Here is a 14,526-nt window from a genome sequence, read left to right as displayed (position 1 = left end):
CGGCGGCGCTCCGGTGCCCGCCACCCTCGGCGACGACGCTCCTCCGGCGGCCGCCGCACCGGGTTCCGGCACCGGATCGAGCGCCACCCCGGCGCCCTCAGGTTCCGGCGATCCGGCGTCCGAGAACTCCAAGGCTTCCGGCCCCGGCACGACTCCGGAGCCCGCCGTGACCGGAACCGGGGACGTTCCGGTCACGGCGGCGCGGCTGCCCGCGCCGACCGGGCCGCATCCGGTCGGCACCGTCTCCCTCTACCTGAAGGACACCTCCCGGCCCGACCCGTGGGTTCCGTCCGTGAAGGTCAGGGAGCTGATGGTCTCCCTGTGGTACCCGGCGGCGCCGAGGCACGGACGGCGGGCGCCGTACATGACGCCGCAGGAGTCGGAGGCGCTGCTCAAGGGGGAGGGGCTCACCGACCTGCCGCCCGGTGTCCTCGCCGAGACGCGGACCAGCGCCGTCCTCGGGGCCCGGCCGGTGGGGCGTAGGCACGGGTCACCGCTGGTGGTGCTCTCCCCGGGCTTCATCAGGTCGCGCAAGACCCTCACGGGCCTGGCCGAGGAGCTGGCGAGCCGGGGATACGTGGTGGCCGGGATCGACCACACCTACGAGAGCCGGGGCACGAGCTTCCCCGACGGGCGGCTCGCCACCTGTGTCGCGTGCGAGGTCGACCACGAGAAGGGCTTCGGGGAGAAGGCCGTGGCCGTACGGGCGGCCGACGTCTCCTTCGTGCTCGACGAGCTGACCGGTCCCCGTCCGAAGTGGGCGGGTGCCTCCCTGATCGACCCCGGCAGGATCGCGATGGCGGGTCACTCACTGGGCGGCGCGAGCTCCCTGGCGGCGATGCTGAAGGACGGCCGGGTGAAGGCCGGGATCGACATGGACGGCACCACCTACGCCCCGATCCCGCCGGAGGGGATCGCGCGGCCGTTCATGTTCCTGGCCTCGCCGGAACACACCCCGGGAGGCGGGAGCCCGGCGTGGGACCGCGACTGGGGGCTCATGACCGGCTGGAAGCGCTGGCTCACCGTGGCCGGGGCCCAGCACTCCTCCTTCACCGACCTCATCTCGCTGGCCGACCAGCTCGGCGTCCCGCACGAGGGCGAGCTGTCGGGTGACCGCTCCATGAAGATCACCCGGGACTACGTCCTCGCCTTCCTCGACCGGCACCTGCGTGGCAGGTCACGACCCCTGCTGGACGGGCCCTCCGCCCGCTACCCCGAGGTCGGGCACTGCTCCCCGCCCCGGAGCACCTGCTCCTAGGGTCCGGAGCTCCCCAGGGCCCGGAGCTTTCCAGGGTCCGGAGCCGACGTTTCGGCCGCCCGGACGGGCCTGCCGGTCCCGGGCCCTTCTAGGGTCTGGGGCCGAGCAGGTCCCAGCGGTTGCCCGCGATGTCGAGGAAGACGGCGAACCGGCCGTACGGCTCAGCGCGCGGTGCGGTGACGAACTCGACACCGGCGGCCGTCATCCGCCGGTAGGCGGCGTCGAAGTCGTCGACCCGCAGGAAGAAGCCCACCCGTCCCGCCACCTGGTTCCCGACGGCCGTCGCCTGGTGGTCTCCGTCCGCGCGGGCGAGGAGGACGCCCGTCTCCGCGCCCGGCGGGCGGACGACGACCCACCGCTTCCTGCGGCCGTCGTTCGTCAGGGACGGCGAGTCCTCGGCCAGCTCGAACCCGAGCACCCCGACGAAGAACTCGATGGCCGGGTCGTAGTCGTCCACCACGATCGTGAACAGATCGATTCGCACGCCCCCGATCGTAGGGGCGCCGGCAGGGCCTGGCCGGAGTTCACCTCTCTGGGGACGCCGCCGGTTACACTTATTGCAGATAGCCTGCAGGAGGTGCTCATGGCTCGCGCCGGAGTTCTCGCCAATGCCGTCCGTGTCGAAGCCGACAACGATGATCGTGAGCTGCTGGCCCGGCTCGGGGACGTCGCCGAGCATGTGCAGCTGGTGTTGCGCGGCCCGGACAGCCGCGACGTCGTGCTGCCCGAGTCGCTTCTCGCCCTCGTGTTGGCCGCGGCGCACGATCTCGCCAAGGGCAACGCCGTTCTCGCGCTTCCGATGGAGGCCAGGCTGACCCCGAGTGAGGCCGCCCGGGTGCTCGGGTTGTCGCGCCCCTTCGTCGCACGTCTGCTCGACGAGGGGGAGATCCCCTCCCAGCACCTGCCCGGCAGTCGTCATCGTCTGATCCGCCTCACGGATGTCCTGGAGTTCCAGGCCCGGCGTGAACGGCGGGCGGAGGGGCGACGCAGGATCATGGAACCCGCCGAAGAGGCGGACCTGCCTTACTGACCTCCCTGGAGACTGGCCGATGGCCCGTGTCTTCGTCGACACCAACGTGCTGTTCCCGTTCTCGCTGATGGACCTGATGCTCGCCCTGACCGAGGACGCGGTGCACACCCTGGTTCGGAGCGATCACCTGCCGGCGGAGTGGGAGCGGGTCATCGTGCGCGAGCGGCAGCGCTCGGCCCCTGCGGCGACGCGTATCAGCGCGGCGATCCAAGAATTCTTCGCCGATGGCCGGATTCCGGAGGACGACTACAAACACCTGCTCGATCGGATGGAAGGTCCCGACCCGGATGACTGCCACCATATGGCCGCTGCCGTCGCAGGCCGTGTTCGTGTCCTGGTGACCTGGAATCTCGCGGACTTTCCGGAGGCTTTCCTCGCCCGGTACGGAGTGGCCGTCGCCGATCCCGACACTTATCTGTGTTCGTTGCCGAACCGGAGTCCTCGTGAGGTGACAGAGGTTCTGCGGCGAATGGCCGAGGGAAAGCGGCGTCCGCCCATGACCGTGCTGGACATCGTCGATGCCCTGGAGCGGGCGGGAGTGAAGCTTTTCGCGCGGAGTGTTCGCGATCGGCTGCTCGTCTGACCCGGCTCCCCGGCGAACGCGCTCAGCACGATCTGACCACGGCCCTCGGGGATGTCGGCGGGAGCCGTACCCCGAAGTGGAGATTCGCGGGGAAATCCTTCAGTATCCCCGGTGTGATCTGGAACGTTGAGGAGTTCGTGGGCGCCGCGGGTGTGACCGTCGAGCGGTTGGCGGCCTACGTGGACGGCAGTCAGCGGGGGTTGTCCCCGGTCGTCGGGCGGCGTCCGCGGGGGGAACTGGCCGAGCGGCTCGGGCTGGCGCGGTGGATACGCGAGGGCGGGATGACGCCGGAGACGTACGCCGAGTTCCTGGCGGTCTACCTCGACGAGGGGACCAGGTTCCACCATCCCGGCCACCTGGGGCACCAGATCGCCGCGCCCGACTTCCCCGCCGCGCTCGCCGACCTCGTGCACGGCGCCGCCAACAACCCGATGGCGGTCTACGAGATGGGCGCGGCGGCGGCGACCGTCGAGTTCGAGGTCGTGCGCTGGATGCTGGACAAGGCCGGGTACGGCCCGGCGGGCGGGGGCGTGCTCACCCACGGGGGGTCGCTGGCCAACCTCACCGCCCTGCTGGCCGCGCGGGCGGCGGCCGTGCCCGAGGCGTGGGAGGACGGGGTTCCCGGTGATCTGGCGCTGCTGGCCCCCGAGTCGGCGCACTACTCGCTCACCAGGGCCGCGGCGATCCTCGGACTGGGTGAGCGGGCCGTCGTGCCGCTGGACACCGACCCCCTCGGCCGGATCGACGTGGCGCGGCTGCCGGAGGCCCTCGACCGGGTACGGCGGGCGGGGCGGCGGCCGATGGCGCTGGTCGCGGCGGCCTGCGCGACCGGGACCGGTCTGTACGACGACCTGCGGCCGATCGGGGAGTTCTGCGCCGCCAACGGCCTGTGGTTCCACGTGGACGGCGCCCACGGGGCCTCGGCGCTGCTGTCCGAGGGGTACCGGCACCTGCTCGACGGGGTCGAACTGGCCGACTCGCTCACCTGGGACGCGCACAAGATGCTGCGTACCTCAAGTCTCGCGGCGGCCGTGCTGGTCAAGAGGGGAGGCGCCCTGGACGCGGCCTTCAGGCAGCGGGCGAGCTACCTGTTCTACGGTGACCAGGGCTTCGACTCGATCGGCAGGACCGTCGAGTGCAGCAAGGCCGAGCTCGGTCTGAAGATCTTCCTCAACCTGGCCTGGCGGGGGGAGCGGGGCCTGGGCGAGTACGTCGCGGGGCGGTACGCCACCGCGCGCCGCCTGTGGGAACTGGCCCGGGAACGGCCCGGGTTCGCGCTGCCGTACGAGCCGGAGAGCAACATCGTCTGTTTCCGGTACGGCACCGGCGACCAGGCGGCGATCCGGGAGTCGCTGACGGCCGACGGCGCCTTCCATCTGACCTCCGCCGAGATCGGCGGGGTCCGTCACCTGCGGGCCAGTGTGATGGCCCCGGCCACCGACGACAAGACGTTGCACGCGCTGCTCGACCGGATCGCCGAGCCGGGGTGAGACGGGGACGGACCACCGCGCCGCCGTGCCGGTGAGACGACGGCGGCGCGGGGAGTCCGTCAGATGGTGACGCAGATGTTGTCCGTGATGGGCTGGTTGTTCTCGTTGTAGAACTTCGCGCACCACAGGTGGTCCGGCCAGGCGATCACCCAGGGGTAGGAGTTGTACGGCTCGCCCCAGCCCCAGCTCTTGGTGGGGCTGTTGTCCGACCAGCCGTAGGGGCCGAAGAGGTTGAAGTGCCCGTACTTGGAGCCGGCGGCGCTCCAGGCCTGCACGTGGTTGACCTGGCAGTTACTGCCGTAGACCACGTAGTAGACCCTGATGGTGATGCCGTCGCCGGTCTCGGCCTTGCTGCCGGGGCAGCTGACCAGCGCCTTGCTGGACTGGGCGGCCTGGGCCGTTGAGGGGACGGACAGGAGCGTGAGGCCGGCGAGAACGGCCAGCACGGTGAGGAAGAGCTTGCGCATGGAGCCTCTTTCCTTGGCCGATTACGGTTTGATGTTCATCAAACTACTTTTCTCCGGTGTTCTTCCACGAGTGGATAAAGCGCCAAAAATCACGGTTTTCCTGCCAAATGCGCCGGGAGGAAACAGGGGATCTGCCCTGATCGTCTGATATAGCGTCGAAGCCATGACCGAACTCGACAGCCGCCTGCGCGCGGTGTGCGACCTGTCCCTCCCGGAGATCCGGGAGATGGCGGGCAGACACGAGTACGACGGCCGGATCCAGGACCTCTCCCCCGAGGGGGTGCGCGCGGGACTGGCCGCGCTCGGCAGGGGAGAGCCGCCCGCCGACCCCCACGACGCGGCGCACCTGCGGATCTTCGAGGAGGACGCCCGGGTCAGGTACGGCGAGCTGGAGCTGCACCGGAGCAGTCCGCTCCCGCACCTGGCGAACCTCGACCTGGCGACCTACGACCGCGAGTACGCCCCCGAGGCGGAACGGGCCGCCGCGCGCAACGCCCACCTCGCCCGGTGGCCCGAGGCCGTCGAGCACGCGATCGCCTCCCTCGACCGGCTCAGCGCCCCCGTCGCGACCGCGCTGCTCGGCGCCGCGCGCGGCCTGGCCGCCGGGGTGCCCGCCGACGCCGACGCCTCCGTGCGTGAGGCCGCGCTCAAGGCCCACGCCCGCTTCGTCGAGCACGTGGAGGAGGCCAGCCGCTCCGGCGACCCCGACGCCTCCCTCGGCGCGGCGGGGCTGGCCCGGCTGATGGGGACGGGCGACGGCCTCCCGGTCGATCTCGGCGCGCTGGCCGTACGGGCCGACGCCGAGCGCGACCGGCTGCTGGCCAGGCTGGCCGAGTCCTGCGAGCGCCTCGGGCAGGGCGGCAGGCCCCCGCTCGACGTCGCCCGCGAACTGGTCAAGGACCACCCCGGGATCGACGGCGTGATCGAGGCCGCCAGGGTCGGCACCGAGCGGGCCATCGCCTTCACCAGGGAGAAGGACCTGGTGCCCTACCACGACGGCGAGTGCCTGGTCGGGATCGCGCCGGAGTCGCGCAGATGGGCGATGGCGATGATGAGCTGGGCGGCGCCCGGTGAACCCGAGGCCCCCTCGTGGTACCACGTCACCCCGCCCGACCCGTCGTGGCCGGAACGCGACATCGAGGAGTGGCTTGAGGTCTTCAGCGCCACCACGCTTCCCGCGATCAATGTGCACGAGGTCGCCCCCGGGCACTTCTCCCACGCTCGTGCCCTGCGGCGCGCCCCCTCGCCGGTGCGCCGTACGCTCATGTCGCTGGCGTTCGCGGAGGGCTGGGCGCACTACGCGGAGGAGCTGTGCGTCGAGGAGGGCTTCGCCCCCGAGGACCCGCGTTTCGAGATCGGCGTCTGGCTTGAGGCGCTGATCAGGGTGACCCGGCTGGCCTGCGCGATCGGCGTCCACAGCGGCGCGATGACCGTCCAGGAGGGGGCCAGGCGCTTCGAGGCCGACACCCACCTCGCGGGGCCCGCCGCGCTCTCCGAGGCGGCCAGGGCCACCTTCGACCCGACCTACGGCCGTTACACGTGGGGCAAGCTGGAGATCCTCGACCTGCGTTCACGGGCCAGGGCGGAGTGGGGCGCGGGGTTCACCCTCAAGCGCTTCCACACCGCGATGCTCGACCTCGGCTCCCCGCCCCTCGGCCTCCTCGGCGACGCCCTCGCTCAGCCGTCCGCCTAGCCGATCGCCTGGGTGGACACTCGGGTGTCCGCCCAGGCGCGACCGAGGAGGCCGCTCGTGAGTAAGCGCGCTGACGAGCGCCGATAGACTGACAGGACCGCTGTGTTTTCTTTGGGGGTCTTGTGTCTGAGTTCGACACGGTCCTCGTCGTCGACTTCGGCGCGCAGTACGCGCAGCTGATCGCGCGGCGAGTGCGTGAATGCCACGTCTACTCCGAGATCGTCCCCTCGACGATGCCGGTCGAGGAGATGATGGCCAAGAATCCCAAGGCCATCATCCTGTCCGGAGGTCCCTCCTCGGTCTACGCCGAGGGCGCCCCGGCCGCCCCCGTGGGCCTGTTCGAGACCGGGGTTCCCACCTTCGGCATCTGCTACGGCTTCCAGGCCATGGCCCAGGCGCTCGGCGGCCAGGTGGCCAAGACCGGTGTCGCCGAGTACGGCGGGACGCGGCTCGACGTGGTCAGCGAGGGCATGCTCTTCGCCGGGCTGCCCGTCGCCCAGTCGGTCTGGATGTCCCACGGTGACAGCGTCGCCGCCGCCCCCGAGGGCTTCCTGGTCACCGCCACGACGGCCGAGACCCCGGTCGCCGCCTTCGAGAACCCCGGCCGCGGCCTGTACGGCGTGCAGTTCCACCCCGAGGTCCTGCACAGCGACCACGGTCAGGCCGTGCTGAAGCACTTCCTCGACGCGGCGGGCTGCCGCCCCGCGTGGACGATGCTCAACATCGTCGAGGACGCCGTGGAGGCCATCCGCGCCCAGATCGGCCCCGAGGGCCGCGCGATCTGCGGCCTGTCCGGCGGCGTCGACTCCGCGGTGGCGGCGGCGATGGTGCAGCGGGCCATCGGCGACCGGCTGACCTGCGTCTTCGTCGACCACGGCCTGCTGCGTCAGGGCGAGGCCGAGCAGGTCGAGCGCGACTTCGTCGATGTGACCGGGGTCAAGCTCAGGGTTGTCGACGCCCAGGAGCGCTTCCTGAAGGCCCTCGACGGCGTGACCGACCCCGAGGAGAAGCGCAAGATCATCGGGCGCGAGTTCATCCGGGTGTTCGAGGACGAGCAGCGCGCCATCCTCGCAGACGGGCCGGTCGAGTTCCTCGTCCAGGGCACCCTCTACCCCGACGTGGTCGAGTCCGGCGGCGGCACCGGCACCGCCAACATCAAGTCGCACCACAACGTGGGCGGCCTGCCGGACGACCTGCGGTTCACGCTGGTCGAGCCGCTGCGCGCGCTGTTCAAGGACGAGGTCCGCCGCGCGGGCGAGGAGCTCGGGCTGCCGTCCGCGATGGTCTGGCGCCAGCCGTTCCCCGGCCCCGGCCTGGGCATCCGCATCGTCGGCGCGGTCACCCGCGAGCGCCTGGAGATCCTGCGCGAGGCCGACGTCATCGCCCGTGAGGAGCTGTCCAGGGCCGGCCTCGACCGGGACATCTGGCAGTGCCCGGTCGTGCTGCTCGCCGACGTCCGCTCGGTCGGCGTCCAGGGCGACGGTCGCACCTACGGTCACCCGATCGTGCTGCGCCCGGTCTCCAGCGAGGACGCCATGACGGCCGACTGGTCCCGCCTTCCCTACGACGTGCTGGCCCGCATCTCCACCCGGATCACCAACGAGGTCCGCGAGGTCAACCGGGTCGTCCTCGACGTGACGAGCAAGCCCCCGGGCACCATCGAGTGGGAGTAGGACACGACGGCACGGCCCCGGAGAGAACCTCTCCGGGGCCGTGCCGTTTTCTCGGCCCTCACCGCTCGCGGCGGAGGGCGACGTACTGCAGGGCGGCGAAGCCACCGACGACGAGGGCCTGGGCGACCACCCAGACGGCCCCGAGGGTCGTCGTGCCCAGCCCGCCGAGCGCCAGTTCGGCGACGCTCACCACGGCCCACACGACGTTCAGGGCGACGACCGCGGCCGCGGCGCCCCGGTTGACGACCCTGGGCACGGTCAGCAGCCAGACCGCGACGCCGTACACCAGGAGGAAGACGCCGACGCCACGCTGGAGGGGTACGGCCAGGCCGAGCAGGTCGTTGACGGGGCCCGAGAGCAGCAGGTAGGCCAGGCCGTTGGCGCCGGTGACGACGGCGTCGAGCCTCAGGGCCAGGCGCAGGAGAGGGGTGGTGGCGGTGGTGGTCATGTCGGGGGCCTTTCCAGGGTTCTTCGGATTCTGTGAAGGCTTTCCGGGAGCTTTCCCGGAGTTTCTCGGGGGTTCGGGAACGGGCCCGGGACGGCACCGCGGGGGCCGTCCCGGAGGGGCCGGAAGCGGTCAGGCGGGGACCTGGTCGAGGAAGCCGTGCACGGTCCTGATGCGGCCGTCCTCGGTCAGCGTCGCGACGTCGAAGCCGACCACGATCGCCTCGCCGCCCTCGGGGCCGAGTCTCCAGGTGAAGCGGGCCAGGTCGTGGTGGGTGTCGACGTCGCCGCCCGGGGTGAAGACCAGGCCGGGGAACTGCCGCTGGACGGCGGCGATGGTCGCGTCGATCGCGTCGCGCCCGGTGACGTCGACCAGGGGGTCCACGTAGCGGGCGTCCTCGGTCCAGACGGCGTCGATCTCCGCGCGCCGTTCGGCGGCGTCGGTGGTGTTCCAGATGGCCAGGTAGCGCTCGACCAGCTTGGCTGCGTCGGTCATGTCGATCTCTCCTCGTCGTTCGCGTGCCTCGTTCTCGCAGGTCACAACGTTACGGAGCGGCACGGAACGGGGAATCCGTCATCGACCGGTACTTCTGACGCTCCCTATCGGTCAACCTGGGAGTGTCCTGTGGATGGAGGACCCCGACGGGGATCAGTCCTGTTTCAGAGGGAATGAGGGGGTAACTTGGGGCGAATGTCTCCCCCGGCCCTTCCTCCGACGTCTCCGCTGTCCACGACCGGCAAGCGGCTGGCGTGGCTGGACGCGCTTCGCGGTGTCGGCGCGGTCGCGGTGCTGCTCGAACACCTGCTGCCGTGGTTCATGCCGGCGCTGCGGCCCTACTGGTTCAACCTCGGGATGTACGGCGTCCTGGTGTTCTTCCTGGTCAGCGGCTACATCATCCCGGTCTCCCTGGAGGGGCGGGGGGACGTGCGGGCCTTCTGGATCAGCAGGGCGTTCCGGCTCTACCCGATCTACCTGCTGGTCGTCGGGCTCGTCCTGGCCATGGGGTTCTGGATCCCGGTCCGTGAGCAGGTGCCGCGCGACCTGTCGGCCGTGGCGGGGCACGTCACGATGCTGCAGGACGTCCTGCACATGGGCGGCCTGGCCGACACCATGTGGACGCTCTCCTACGAGATGGTCTTCTACCTGCTGGTGACCGCGCTGTTCGTGCGGGGACTGCATCTCAGGAGCGGGCTCTTCGCCGTTCTCTTCGGCGTCATGGGGGTCGGGGCGGGGCTGGTGCTGTCCGCGCCGCTGCTCGGGGGGCCCTGGCCCGCCTACGTCGCCGGGGTGCTGTTCTGCGTGGGCATGGTGTGCGTGGTCGGCGGCCGGTTCCGCACGGCCGCCGCCTGCGTGCTCGGCGTGATGGCCGTCGTGCTGACGCTCTTTTCGGGGTTCGTCCCGTGGCTGGGGGCGACGATCCTGGCGGTGATGTTCACCGGGACCGCGATCCGCCGCTGGGAGCAGGGCGTGGGCGGGCCGCTCCCGGTGGCCGCCGCGGCCGTGCTCGTCGCGCTCGCCCCGGTGTGGTCGATCCAGGCGGGCTGGTGGTGGGTCCAGCCCGATGTGTGGATCACCACGCTCGTGCTGGCGGGGGCGACGTTCGCCGGGGCCATGGCCCTGCGCGGACGCCGCCTGCCACGGCCCGTCGTCTGGCTCGGGCTGATCAGCTACTCGCTCTACCTGCTGCACCACCCGCTGCTGAAGCTCGTCCCCGCCGTTCTCGGCGACGTACGGGCCATGCCGCAGGCGGTGCAGCTGTCGGTCTCGGCGGCCTGTGTCGCCGTCGTGGTCGGGCTGAGCTGGCTGACCTACCGCTACGTCGAGTTACCGATGCAGCGCTTCGGCCGGAGACTGGCTCACATGCCGTCGTCGGGGGAGGCCGCCTCGGGGCCGGGGGAGTCGGGCGTCTCGGAGGCCAGGTCGTCGTCCTTCTCCGAGCCGACCGGGTAGATGTCGCCGGCCTTGAGGTCCTGAGCGCCGCGCAGCGAGGAGACCGAGACGACGTGGTAGCCCTGCTTCTGCAGGGCCGCGATCAGCTTGGGCATCACCTTGACGGTCTGCTCGACCCAGTCGTGCATGAGGATGACCCCGTCACGCTTGGCGTTCTTGAGCACCTCGTCGTAGATGGCCTTCTCGTTCTTGGTCGCCCAGTCGCGGGAACCGCCGTTCCACAGCACGATCGGCAGGCGCATCTCCGCGGCGATCGCCCGGACCCTCTCGTCCAGCTCGCCGTACGGCGGGCGCAGCAGGGTGGGGGCCTTGCCGGTGGCCTGCTTGACGATGTCCTGGGTCCGGGTCAGCTCCTCGCGGATCTTCTCCTCGCTCAGCTCGCGCAGGTGGGGGTGGGTGTAGCTGTGGTTGCCGAGTTCGTGGCCCTCGACGGCCATCCGCTTGGCGAAGGCCTTGCGGGACTTCGCGTACTGGCCCTCAAGGAAGAAGGTGGCCTTGGAGTTGGTCTTCTTGAGGGTGTCGAGCAGCTTGTCGGCGTACTTGCCGGGGCCGTCGTCGAACGTCAGCGCGATGCACTTGACCTTCGCGCAGTCCACCGGGGGTGCCTTTTCCGCTTTGGGTTTGTTCGCGCTCCATGCCGCGGTGGGCGAGGACAGCAGGGCCGCGGTGCACGCGGCGGCCAGGAGCAGTCGGACGGGAGACTTCATGAGGGTGAGCTTCCGGGTCGAGTGACTTCTGGGAAGCAAACAGCCTATCGAGGCCTGTCAACGCCATTGAGGGGCATGTGTCACGATGTCCTGTGAAAAGCGGATAGCTCTGGTTTCCGTACCGCCGGGGTCGTGACCGGTTGGGTGGAGGCGGCACGGTATGCCACGGCCGGTCAAGAACCAGTATGGAGATCCTCTCTTGGCGTCAGAGTGTGACTCTCCGGTCGCTCCAGGTGGTCATCCTGGTAGGCATGAGGGCCTATTCGTTGAACGATGTGCACGCGACCCGGAAACGAAAAGACTCCTGGTGGACTGTCTTCCTGGTCGACCCGGTGGCGTGCAGGCTCACGCTCGCCGTCGCCAACCGCACAGACGTCACGCCGAACGGGCTCACCCGGCTGTCGCTGCTCCTCGGGCTGGGGTCGGCGGTCTGTTTCGCGTTGGGACAGGTCGTGGCGGGGGCCGCGCTGTTCTACGTGAGTTTCATGGTCGACTGTATGGACGGGAAGATCGCCCGTCTCAAGGGGACGGGGACCCCGTTCGGGCTCTGGCTCGACTACGTGGGCGACCGCATCAGGGTGGTCTGTTGTGCCACGGGCCTGGCGTTCGGCCAGTACGCCGCGTCGGGGGACGTCTCGTTCGTCCTGCTCGGCGCCGGGGTCGCGGTGCTCGACCTGTTCAGATATGTGAACGCTCCGCAGATGAGGCGGGTGCGTGAGGCGGTCAGGGAGAACCGGGCGGAACAGCCGCAGAAGGACCGTGCCGCCGCCTACCGGCCACCGAAGCCGCCGAGCCTGCGGCGCAGGATCGGCCGTCTTCTCATCAGGCACCGGGTGCGTACCCACCTGATCAGCGGGATCGAGTTCCACGCCGCGGTCTTCGTGGTCGGCCCGCTGCTCAGCGCGCAGGCCGGGCCCGCGGTGCTCATACCCATCGCGGCCGTCGCGGGATCGCTGCTGCTGCTGAACGAGACCGTACTGATCTACCGAATGTGGCGGTTCACCCGGTCGACGCCTTTCGTCCCGCGCCCGGGGAACACGCAGCGCGTACCTGTTTGATCATCTTTTTCGGGGGTTCGTTGTCATGCAGTCCGATCGACCGATCTTCGTGATCGGATGTCCGCGTTCCGGCACCACCATGCTGCAGCTCATGCTGCACTCCCACCCGCGCATCGCGGTGCCGCCGGAGACCCGTTTCGTCGTGCCCGGCTACTACCGCAGGCTGGCCTTCGGGAACCTGCGTGAGCAGGTCAACCGGCGCAGGCTGGCCCGGTGGATCGTCGGCGACAAGGACACCAAGTTCAAGGAGCTCAGGCTCGACGGGGACAAGCTGGTCGAGGACATCGTCATGGGACCGCCCACGCTGGGTTCCGCGCTGGGCATCGCCTTCCGCTCCTACGCCGAGCAGTACGGCAAGTCCCGCTGGGGCGACAAGCGGCCCAGCTACTTCCACCACGTGGACCTGCTGCTGAGGCTGTTCCCCGACGCGCAGTTCGTCCATCTGATCAGGGACGGCCGCGACTGCGTCGCCTCGCTGAAGGAGATGCCCTGGTACACCAAGGACGTCTTCCACGCGGTGACCAACTGGGCCGAGGCCATCGACTACGGCCGCAGGCACGCCAGGAACCTGCCCGCGGACACCTACTACGAGCTGCGCTACGAGGACCTGACGGCCTACCCGGAGACCGAGCTGAGCAAGCTCTGCGACTTCCTGGGCGAGGAGTACGACCCGGCGATGAGCGAGCCGTACCACGTGGGCAGGCTGGCCATCCCGCAGCACAAGGTCTGGCACAGCAACACCCACGGCGACGTGACGACCGCCAGGGCCGGGTCGTGGCGCAACAGGCTCGAACCGTGGGAGATCTCGCTCTGCGAGACCGTGCTCGGTGAGCGGCTGACGGCCAACGGCTACGAGCTGAGCGGCGCGCCCGTGGCGGGCAGGTCCCACGTGGACGCGTGCGCGAGCGTCGCGGCGAAGCGGCGCTGGGCCCGCAGGCGCAAGGGGTTCCGCGACCGGATCAACCGTCTCCGCGAGCCGGGGCCGGTGGCCGCGCAGCTCACCACCCGGCAGCTTGGCGAGCTGGCGAAGGTCTGAGCATGCAGTCGGACCGACCGATCTTCGTCGTGGGCTGTCCCCGCTCGGGGACGACTCTGCTGCAGCTCATGCTGCACTCCCACCCCCGCATCGCGATTCCCCCGGAGACCCGGTTCATGGTCGCCGCCTACCAGAGGCGGCTGCGCTTCGGCGATCTGAACGACCCGGCGCGCAGACGCGAACTGGCCGACTGGGTGGTCGGCCGCCGCCAGTCACGCTTCCACGAGCTGAAACTCGACGGGGAGGAGGTGACCAGGCAGATCGTCGAGGGGCCGCCGACGCTGGGCTCCGCGCTGGGCATCGTGCTGCGCTTCTACGCGACCCAGCACGGCAAGCCCCGCTGGGGCGACAAGCGGCCCTCCTACTTCCAGAACATCGACGTGCTGCTGAGGCTGTTCCCCGACGCGCAGTTCGTCCACCTGATCAGGGACGGCCGCGACTGCGTCGCCTCGCTGAAGGAGATGCCCTGGTACAACGGGAGCGTCTACAGTGCCGTCTCCGCCTGGGCCGAGGCGGTCGACTTCGCCAGGCACGGCGCGCCGAAGCTCCCCGAGGGCAGCTATCACGAGCTGCGCTACGAGGACCTGACCGCCGCTCCCGAGGCCCAGCTGCGCAGGCTGTGCGACTTCCTGGGTGAGGACTTCGCCCCGGCGATGTGCGAACCGAGGCTGATCGCGGACGTGGCCGTACCCGCGCACAAGACCTGGCACTCCCGCACCCACGGCGAGGTGACCGCCGCGCGGACGGGCACCTGGCGTGAACGGCTCGAACCCTGGGAGATCTCGCTGTGCGAGAGCGTCCTGGGGGATCGGCTGGAAACCTACGGCTACGAGCTCAGCGGGGCGCCCAGGACCGAGGCCTCCCGGATGGTGGCCTACGAGCGGATCGCCGCGAAACGCAAGCTGGCCCGGGTGAAACGGGTCGCCTTCGACCGTCTGGTACGGCTCCGCGAACCGAACCCGCTGGGCGCCAGGCTCACCTCGGGCCAGCTCGTGCTCGCCGGGGTTCCCATGCCGCGCAACGAACCGGCGGCGGTCAGCGAGCGGTCAGCGTAGGACCTGCTCGAACAGCGACTCCCAGCGGTCGAGGACCCGTTCCAGCCGGAAGGCCTCGACGTGGGCGCGGGCGGGGGGGGC

Annotated in this window: 17 protein-coding genes (1 of these 17 cut by a window edge); 11 read left to right on the top strand and 6 right to left on the bottom strand. The window is 70.4% G+C overall.

The genetic code is table 11. The features are described 5' to 3' along the window. On the top strand, window positions 1-1,258 hold a 1,258-nt coding region (locus ACFOYY_RS28985; protein WP_386193799.1), incomplete at its 5' end, for an alpha/beta hydrolase family protein. A gap of 88 nt (window positions 1,259-1,346) precedes the next feature. On the opposite strand, the gene ACFOYY_RS28980 is transcribed toward ACFOYY_RS28985, so the two are convergent. Beyond that, window positions 1,347-1,742, bottom strand: a complete 396-nt coding sequence (locus tag ACFOYY_RS28980; protein WP_362772947.1) for a VOC family protein — start codon at window positions 1,740-1,742, stop codon at window positions 1,347-1,349. A gap of 99 nt (window positions 1,743-1,841) precedes the next feature. Here ACFOYY_RS28980 and ACFOYY_RS28975 point away from each other — a divergent pair, with 99 nt between their 5' ends. From ACFOYY_RS28975 to ACFOYY_RS28965, 3 genes are all read left to right on the top strand, one after another. Continuing rightward, complete coding sequence (locus ACFOYY_RS28975; protein ID WP_386193797.1) at window positions 1,842-2,288, top strand: excisionase family DNA-binding protein; 447 nt, start codon at window positions 1,842-1,844, stop codon at window positions 2,286-2,288. Between the two features lie 19 nt (window positions 2,289-2,307). Continuing rightward, window positions 2,308-2,871: a PIN domain-containing protein gene (locus tag ACFOYY_RS28970; RefSeq protein WP_386193795.1), complete on the top strand. Its 564-nt coding sequence runs from the start codon at window positions 2,308-2,310 to the stop codon at window positions 2,869-2,871. Between the two features lie 113 nt (window positions 2,872-2,984). Then, on the top strand, window positions 2,985-4,361 hold the full coding sequence (locus ACFOYY_RS28965; RefSeq protein ID WP_386193792.1) for a pyridoxal phosphate-dependent decarboxylase family protein: 1,377 nt from the start codon (window positions 2,985-2,987) through the stop codon (window positions 4,359-4,361). Window positions 4,362-4,420: 59 nt separating this feature from the next. Here ACFOYY_RS28965 and ACFOYY_RS28960 read toward each other — a convergent pair whose 3' ends face one another. Further along, window positions 4,421-4,828: a hypothetical protein gene (locus ACFOYY_RS28960; protein ID WP_352010120.1), complete on the bottom strand. Its 408-nt coding sequence runs from the start codon at window positions 4,826-4,828 to the stop codon at window positions 4,421-4,423. On the opposite strand from ACFOYY_RS28960, the gene ACFOYY_RS28955 reads away from it, so the two are divergent. The 3 genes from ACFOYY_RS28955 (at window position 4,827) to guaA (ending at window position 8,194) form a co-directional block, all read left to right on the top strand. Then, window positions 4,827-4,976, top strand: a complete 150-nt coding sequence (locus tag ACFOYY_RS28955; protein WP_362916176.1) for a hypothetical protein — start codon at window positions 4,827-4,829, stop codon at window positions 4,974-4,976. The genes ACFOYY_RS28960 and ACFOYY_RS28955 overlap by 2 nt on opposite strands. 15 nt (window positions 4,977-4,991) lie before the next feature. After that, window positions 4,992-6,521 carry a DUF885 family protein gene (locus tag ACFOYY_RS28950; protein ID WP_386193788.1) on the top strand — a complete coding sequence of 510 codons (1,530 nt, stop codon included), beginning with the start codon at window positions 4,992-4,994 and terminating at the stop codon, window positions 6,519-6,521. 122 nt (window positions 6,522-6,643) lie between these two features. Beyond that, window positions 6,644-8,194 (top strand): glutamine-hydrolyzing GMP synthase, encoded by a 1,551-nt coding sequence (gene guaA, locus ACFOYY_RS28945; RefSeq protein WP_386193786.1) that lies wholly within the window; start codon window positions 6,644-6,646, stop codon window positions 8,192-8,194. A 58-nt stretch (window positions 8,195-8,252) separates the two neighbouring features. On the opposite strand, the gene ACFOYY_RS28940 is transcribed toward guaA, so the two are convergent. Next, window positions 8,253-8,642 carry a hypothetical protein gene (locus tag ACFOYY_RS28940; RefSeq protein ID WP_362772932.1) on the bottom strand — a complete coding sequence of 130 codons (390 nt, stop codon included), beginning with the start codon at window positions 8,640-8,642 and terminating at the stop codon, window positions 8,253-8,255. A 129-nt stretch (window positions 8,643-8,771) separates the two neighbouring features. Then, entirely contained in the window at window positions 8,772-9,134 is a 363-nt protein-coding gene (locus ACFOYY_RS28935) for a nuclear transport factor 2 family protein (RefSeq protein WP_352010116.1), read from the bottom strand. 195 nt (window positions 9,135-9,329) lie between these two features. Between ACFOYY_RS28935 and ACFOYY_RS28930 the strand changes: the two genes are divergently transcribed. Next, a complete protein-coding gene (locus ACFOYY_RS28930; protein ID WP_362772925.1) occupies window positions 9,330-10,589 on the top strand; it encodes an acyltransferase family protein in 1,260 nt (419 codons plus the stop codon). On the opposite strand, the gene ACFOYY_RS28925 is transcribed toward ACFOYY_RS28930, so the two are convergent. Continuing rightward, on the bottom strand, window positions 10,496-11,296 hold the full coding sequence (locus tag ACFOYY_RS28925; RefSeq protein WP_386193781.1) for a polysaccharide deacetylase family protein: 801 nt from the start codon (window positions 11,294-11,296) through the stop codon (window positions 10,496-10,498). The two genes, ACFOYY_RS28930 and ACFOYY_RS28925, sit on opposite strands and share 94 nt — an antisense overlap. A gap of 251 nt (window positions 11,297-11,547) precedes the next feature. Between ACFOYY_RS28925 and ACFOYY_RS28920 the strand changes: the two genes are divergently transcribed. Genes ACFOYY_RS28920 through ACFOYY_RS28910 form a run of 3 tightly spaced genes read left to right on the top strand, consistent with a single transcriptional unit; the run spans window position 11,548 to window position 14,445 of the window. Next, window positions 11,548-12,354 carry a CDP-alcohol phosphatidyltransferase family protein gene (locus tag ACFOYY_RS28920; RefSeq protein ID WP_386193778.1) on the top strand — a complete coding sequence of 269 codons (807 nt, stop codon included), beginning with the start codon at window positions 11,548-11,550 and terminating at the stop codon, window positions 12,352-12,354. 25 nt (window positions 12,355-12,379) lie between these two features. Next, a complete protein-coding gene (locus ACFOYY_RS28915) occupies window positions 12,380-13,390 on the top strand; it encodes a sulfotransferase family protein (protein WP_386193775.1) in 1,011 nt (336 codons plus the stop codon). A 2-nt stretch (window positions 13,391-13,392) separates the two neighbouring features. Continuing rightward, the gene (locus ACFOYY_RS28910) at window positions 13,393-14,445 is read left to right on the top strand and encodes a sulfotransferase family protein (protein WP_386193772.1); all 1,053 of its coding nucleotides are present in this window, start codon (window positions 13,393-13,395) and stop codon (window positions 14,443-14,445) included. Here the strand turns inward: ACFOYY_RS28910 and ACFOYY_RS28905 are convergent. Further along, window positions 14,437-14,526, bottom strand: the 3' portion of a protein-coding gene (locus tag ACFOYY_RS28905; protein ID WP_449343626.1) for a glycosyltransferase. 960 nt of this gene lie beyond the right edge of the window; 90 of the gene's 1,050 nt are visible here — the last part of the coding sequence; its start codon lies beyond the right edge, outside the window — the gene reads right to left on this strand; its stop codon occupies window positions 14,437-14,439. The two genes, ACFOYY_RS28910 and ACFOYY_RS28905, sit on opposite strands and share 9 nt — an antisense overlap.

The sequence above is a fragment of the Streptosporangium jomthongense genome (assembly GCF_042650425.1).
Classification (GTDB): Bacteria; Actinomycetota; Actinomycetes; order Streptosporangiales; family Streptosporangiaceae; genus Streptosporangium.
This window is presented reverse-complemented; position numbering and strand designations above follow the sequence as displayed.

Coding starts and splice junctions, on each gene's coding strand:
- ACFOYY_RS28975 (WP_386193797.1), top strand. CDS start 1,842: ATGGCTCGCGCCGGAGTTCTCGCCAATGCCGTCCGTGTCGAAGCCGAC.
- ACFOYY_RS28970 (WP_386193795.1), top strand. CDS start 2,308: ATGGCCCGTGTCTTCGTCGACACCAACGTGCTGTTCCCGTTCTCGCTG.
- ACFOYY_RS28955 (WP_362916176.1), top strand. CDS start 4,827: ATGGAGCCTCTTTCCTTGGCCGATTACGGTTTGATGTTCATCAAACTA.
- ACFOYY_RS28960 (WP_352010120.1), bottom strand. CDS start 4,828: ATGCGCAAGCTCTTCCTCACCGTGCTGGCCGTTCTCGCCGGCCTCACG.
- ACFOYY_RS28950 (WP_386193788.1), top strand. CDS start 4,992: ATGACCGAACTCGACAGCCGCCTGCGCGCGGTGTGCGACCTGTCCCTC.
- ACFOYY_RS28940 (WP_362772932.1), bottom strand. CDS start 8,642: ATGACCACCACCGCCACCACCCCTCTCCTGCGCCTGGCCCTGAGGCTC.
- ACFOYY_RS28935 (WP_352010116.1), bottom strand. CDS start 9,134: ATGACCGACGCAGCCAAGCTGGTCGAGCGCTACCTGGCCATCTGGAAC.
- ACFOYY_RS28930 (WP_362772925.1), top strand. CDS start 9,330: ATGTCTCCCCCGGCCCTTCCTCCGACGTCTCCGCTGTCCACGACCGGC.
- ACFOYY_RS28925 (WP_386193781.1), bottom strand. CDS start 11,296: ATGAAGTCTCCCGTCCGACTGCTCCTGGCCGCCGCGTGCACCGCGGCC.
- ACFOYY_RS28920 (WP_386193778.1), top strand. CDS start 11,548: ATGAGGGCCTATTCGTTGAACGATGTGCACGCGACCCGGAAACGAAAA.
- ACFOYY_RS28915 (WP_386193775.1), top strand. CDS start 12,380: ATGCAGTCCGATCGACCGATCTTCGTGATCGGATGTCCGCGTTCCGGC.
- ACFOYY_RS28910 (WP_386193772.1), top strand. CDS start 13,393: ATGCAGTCGGACCGACCGATCTTCGTCGTGGGCTGTCCCCGCTCGGGG.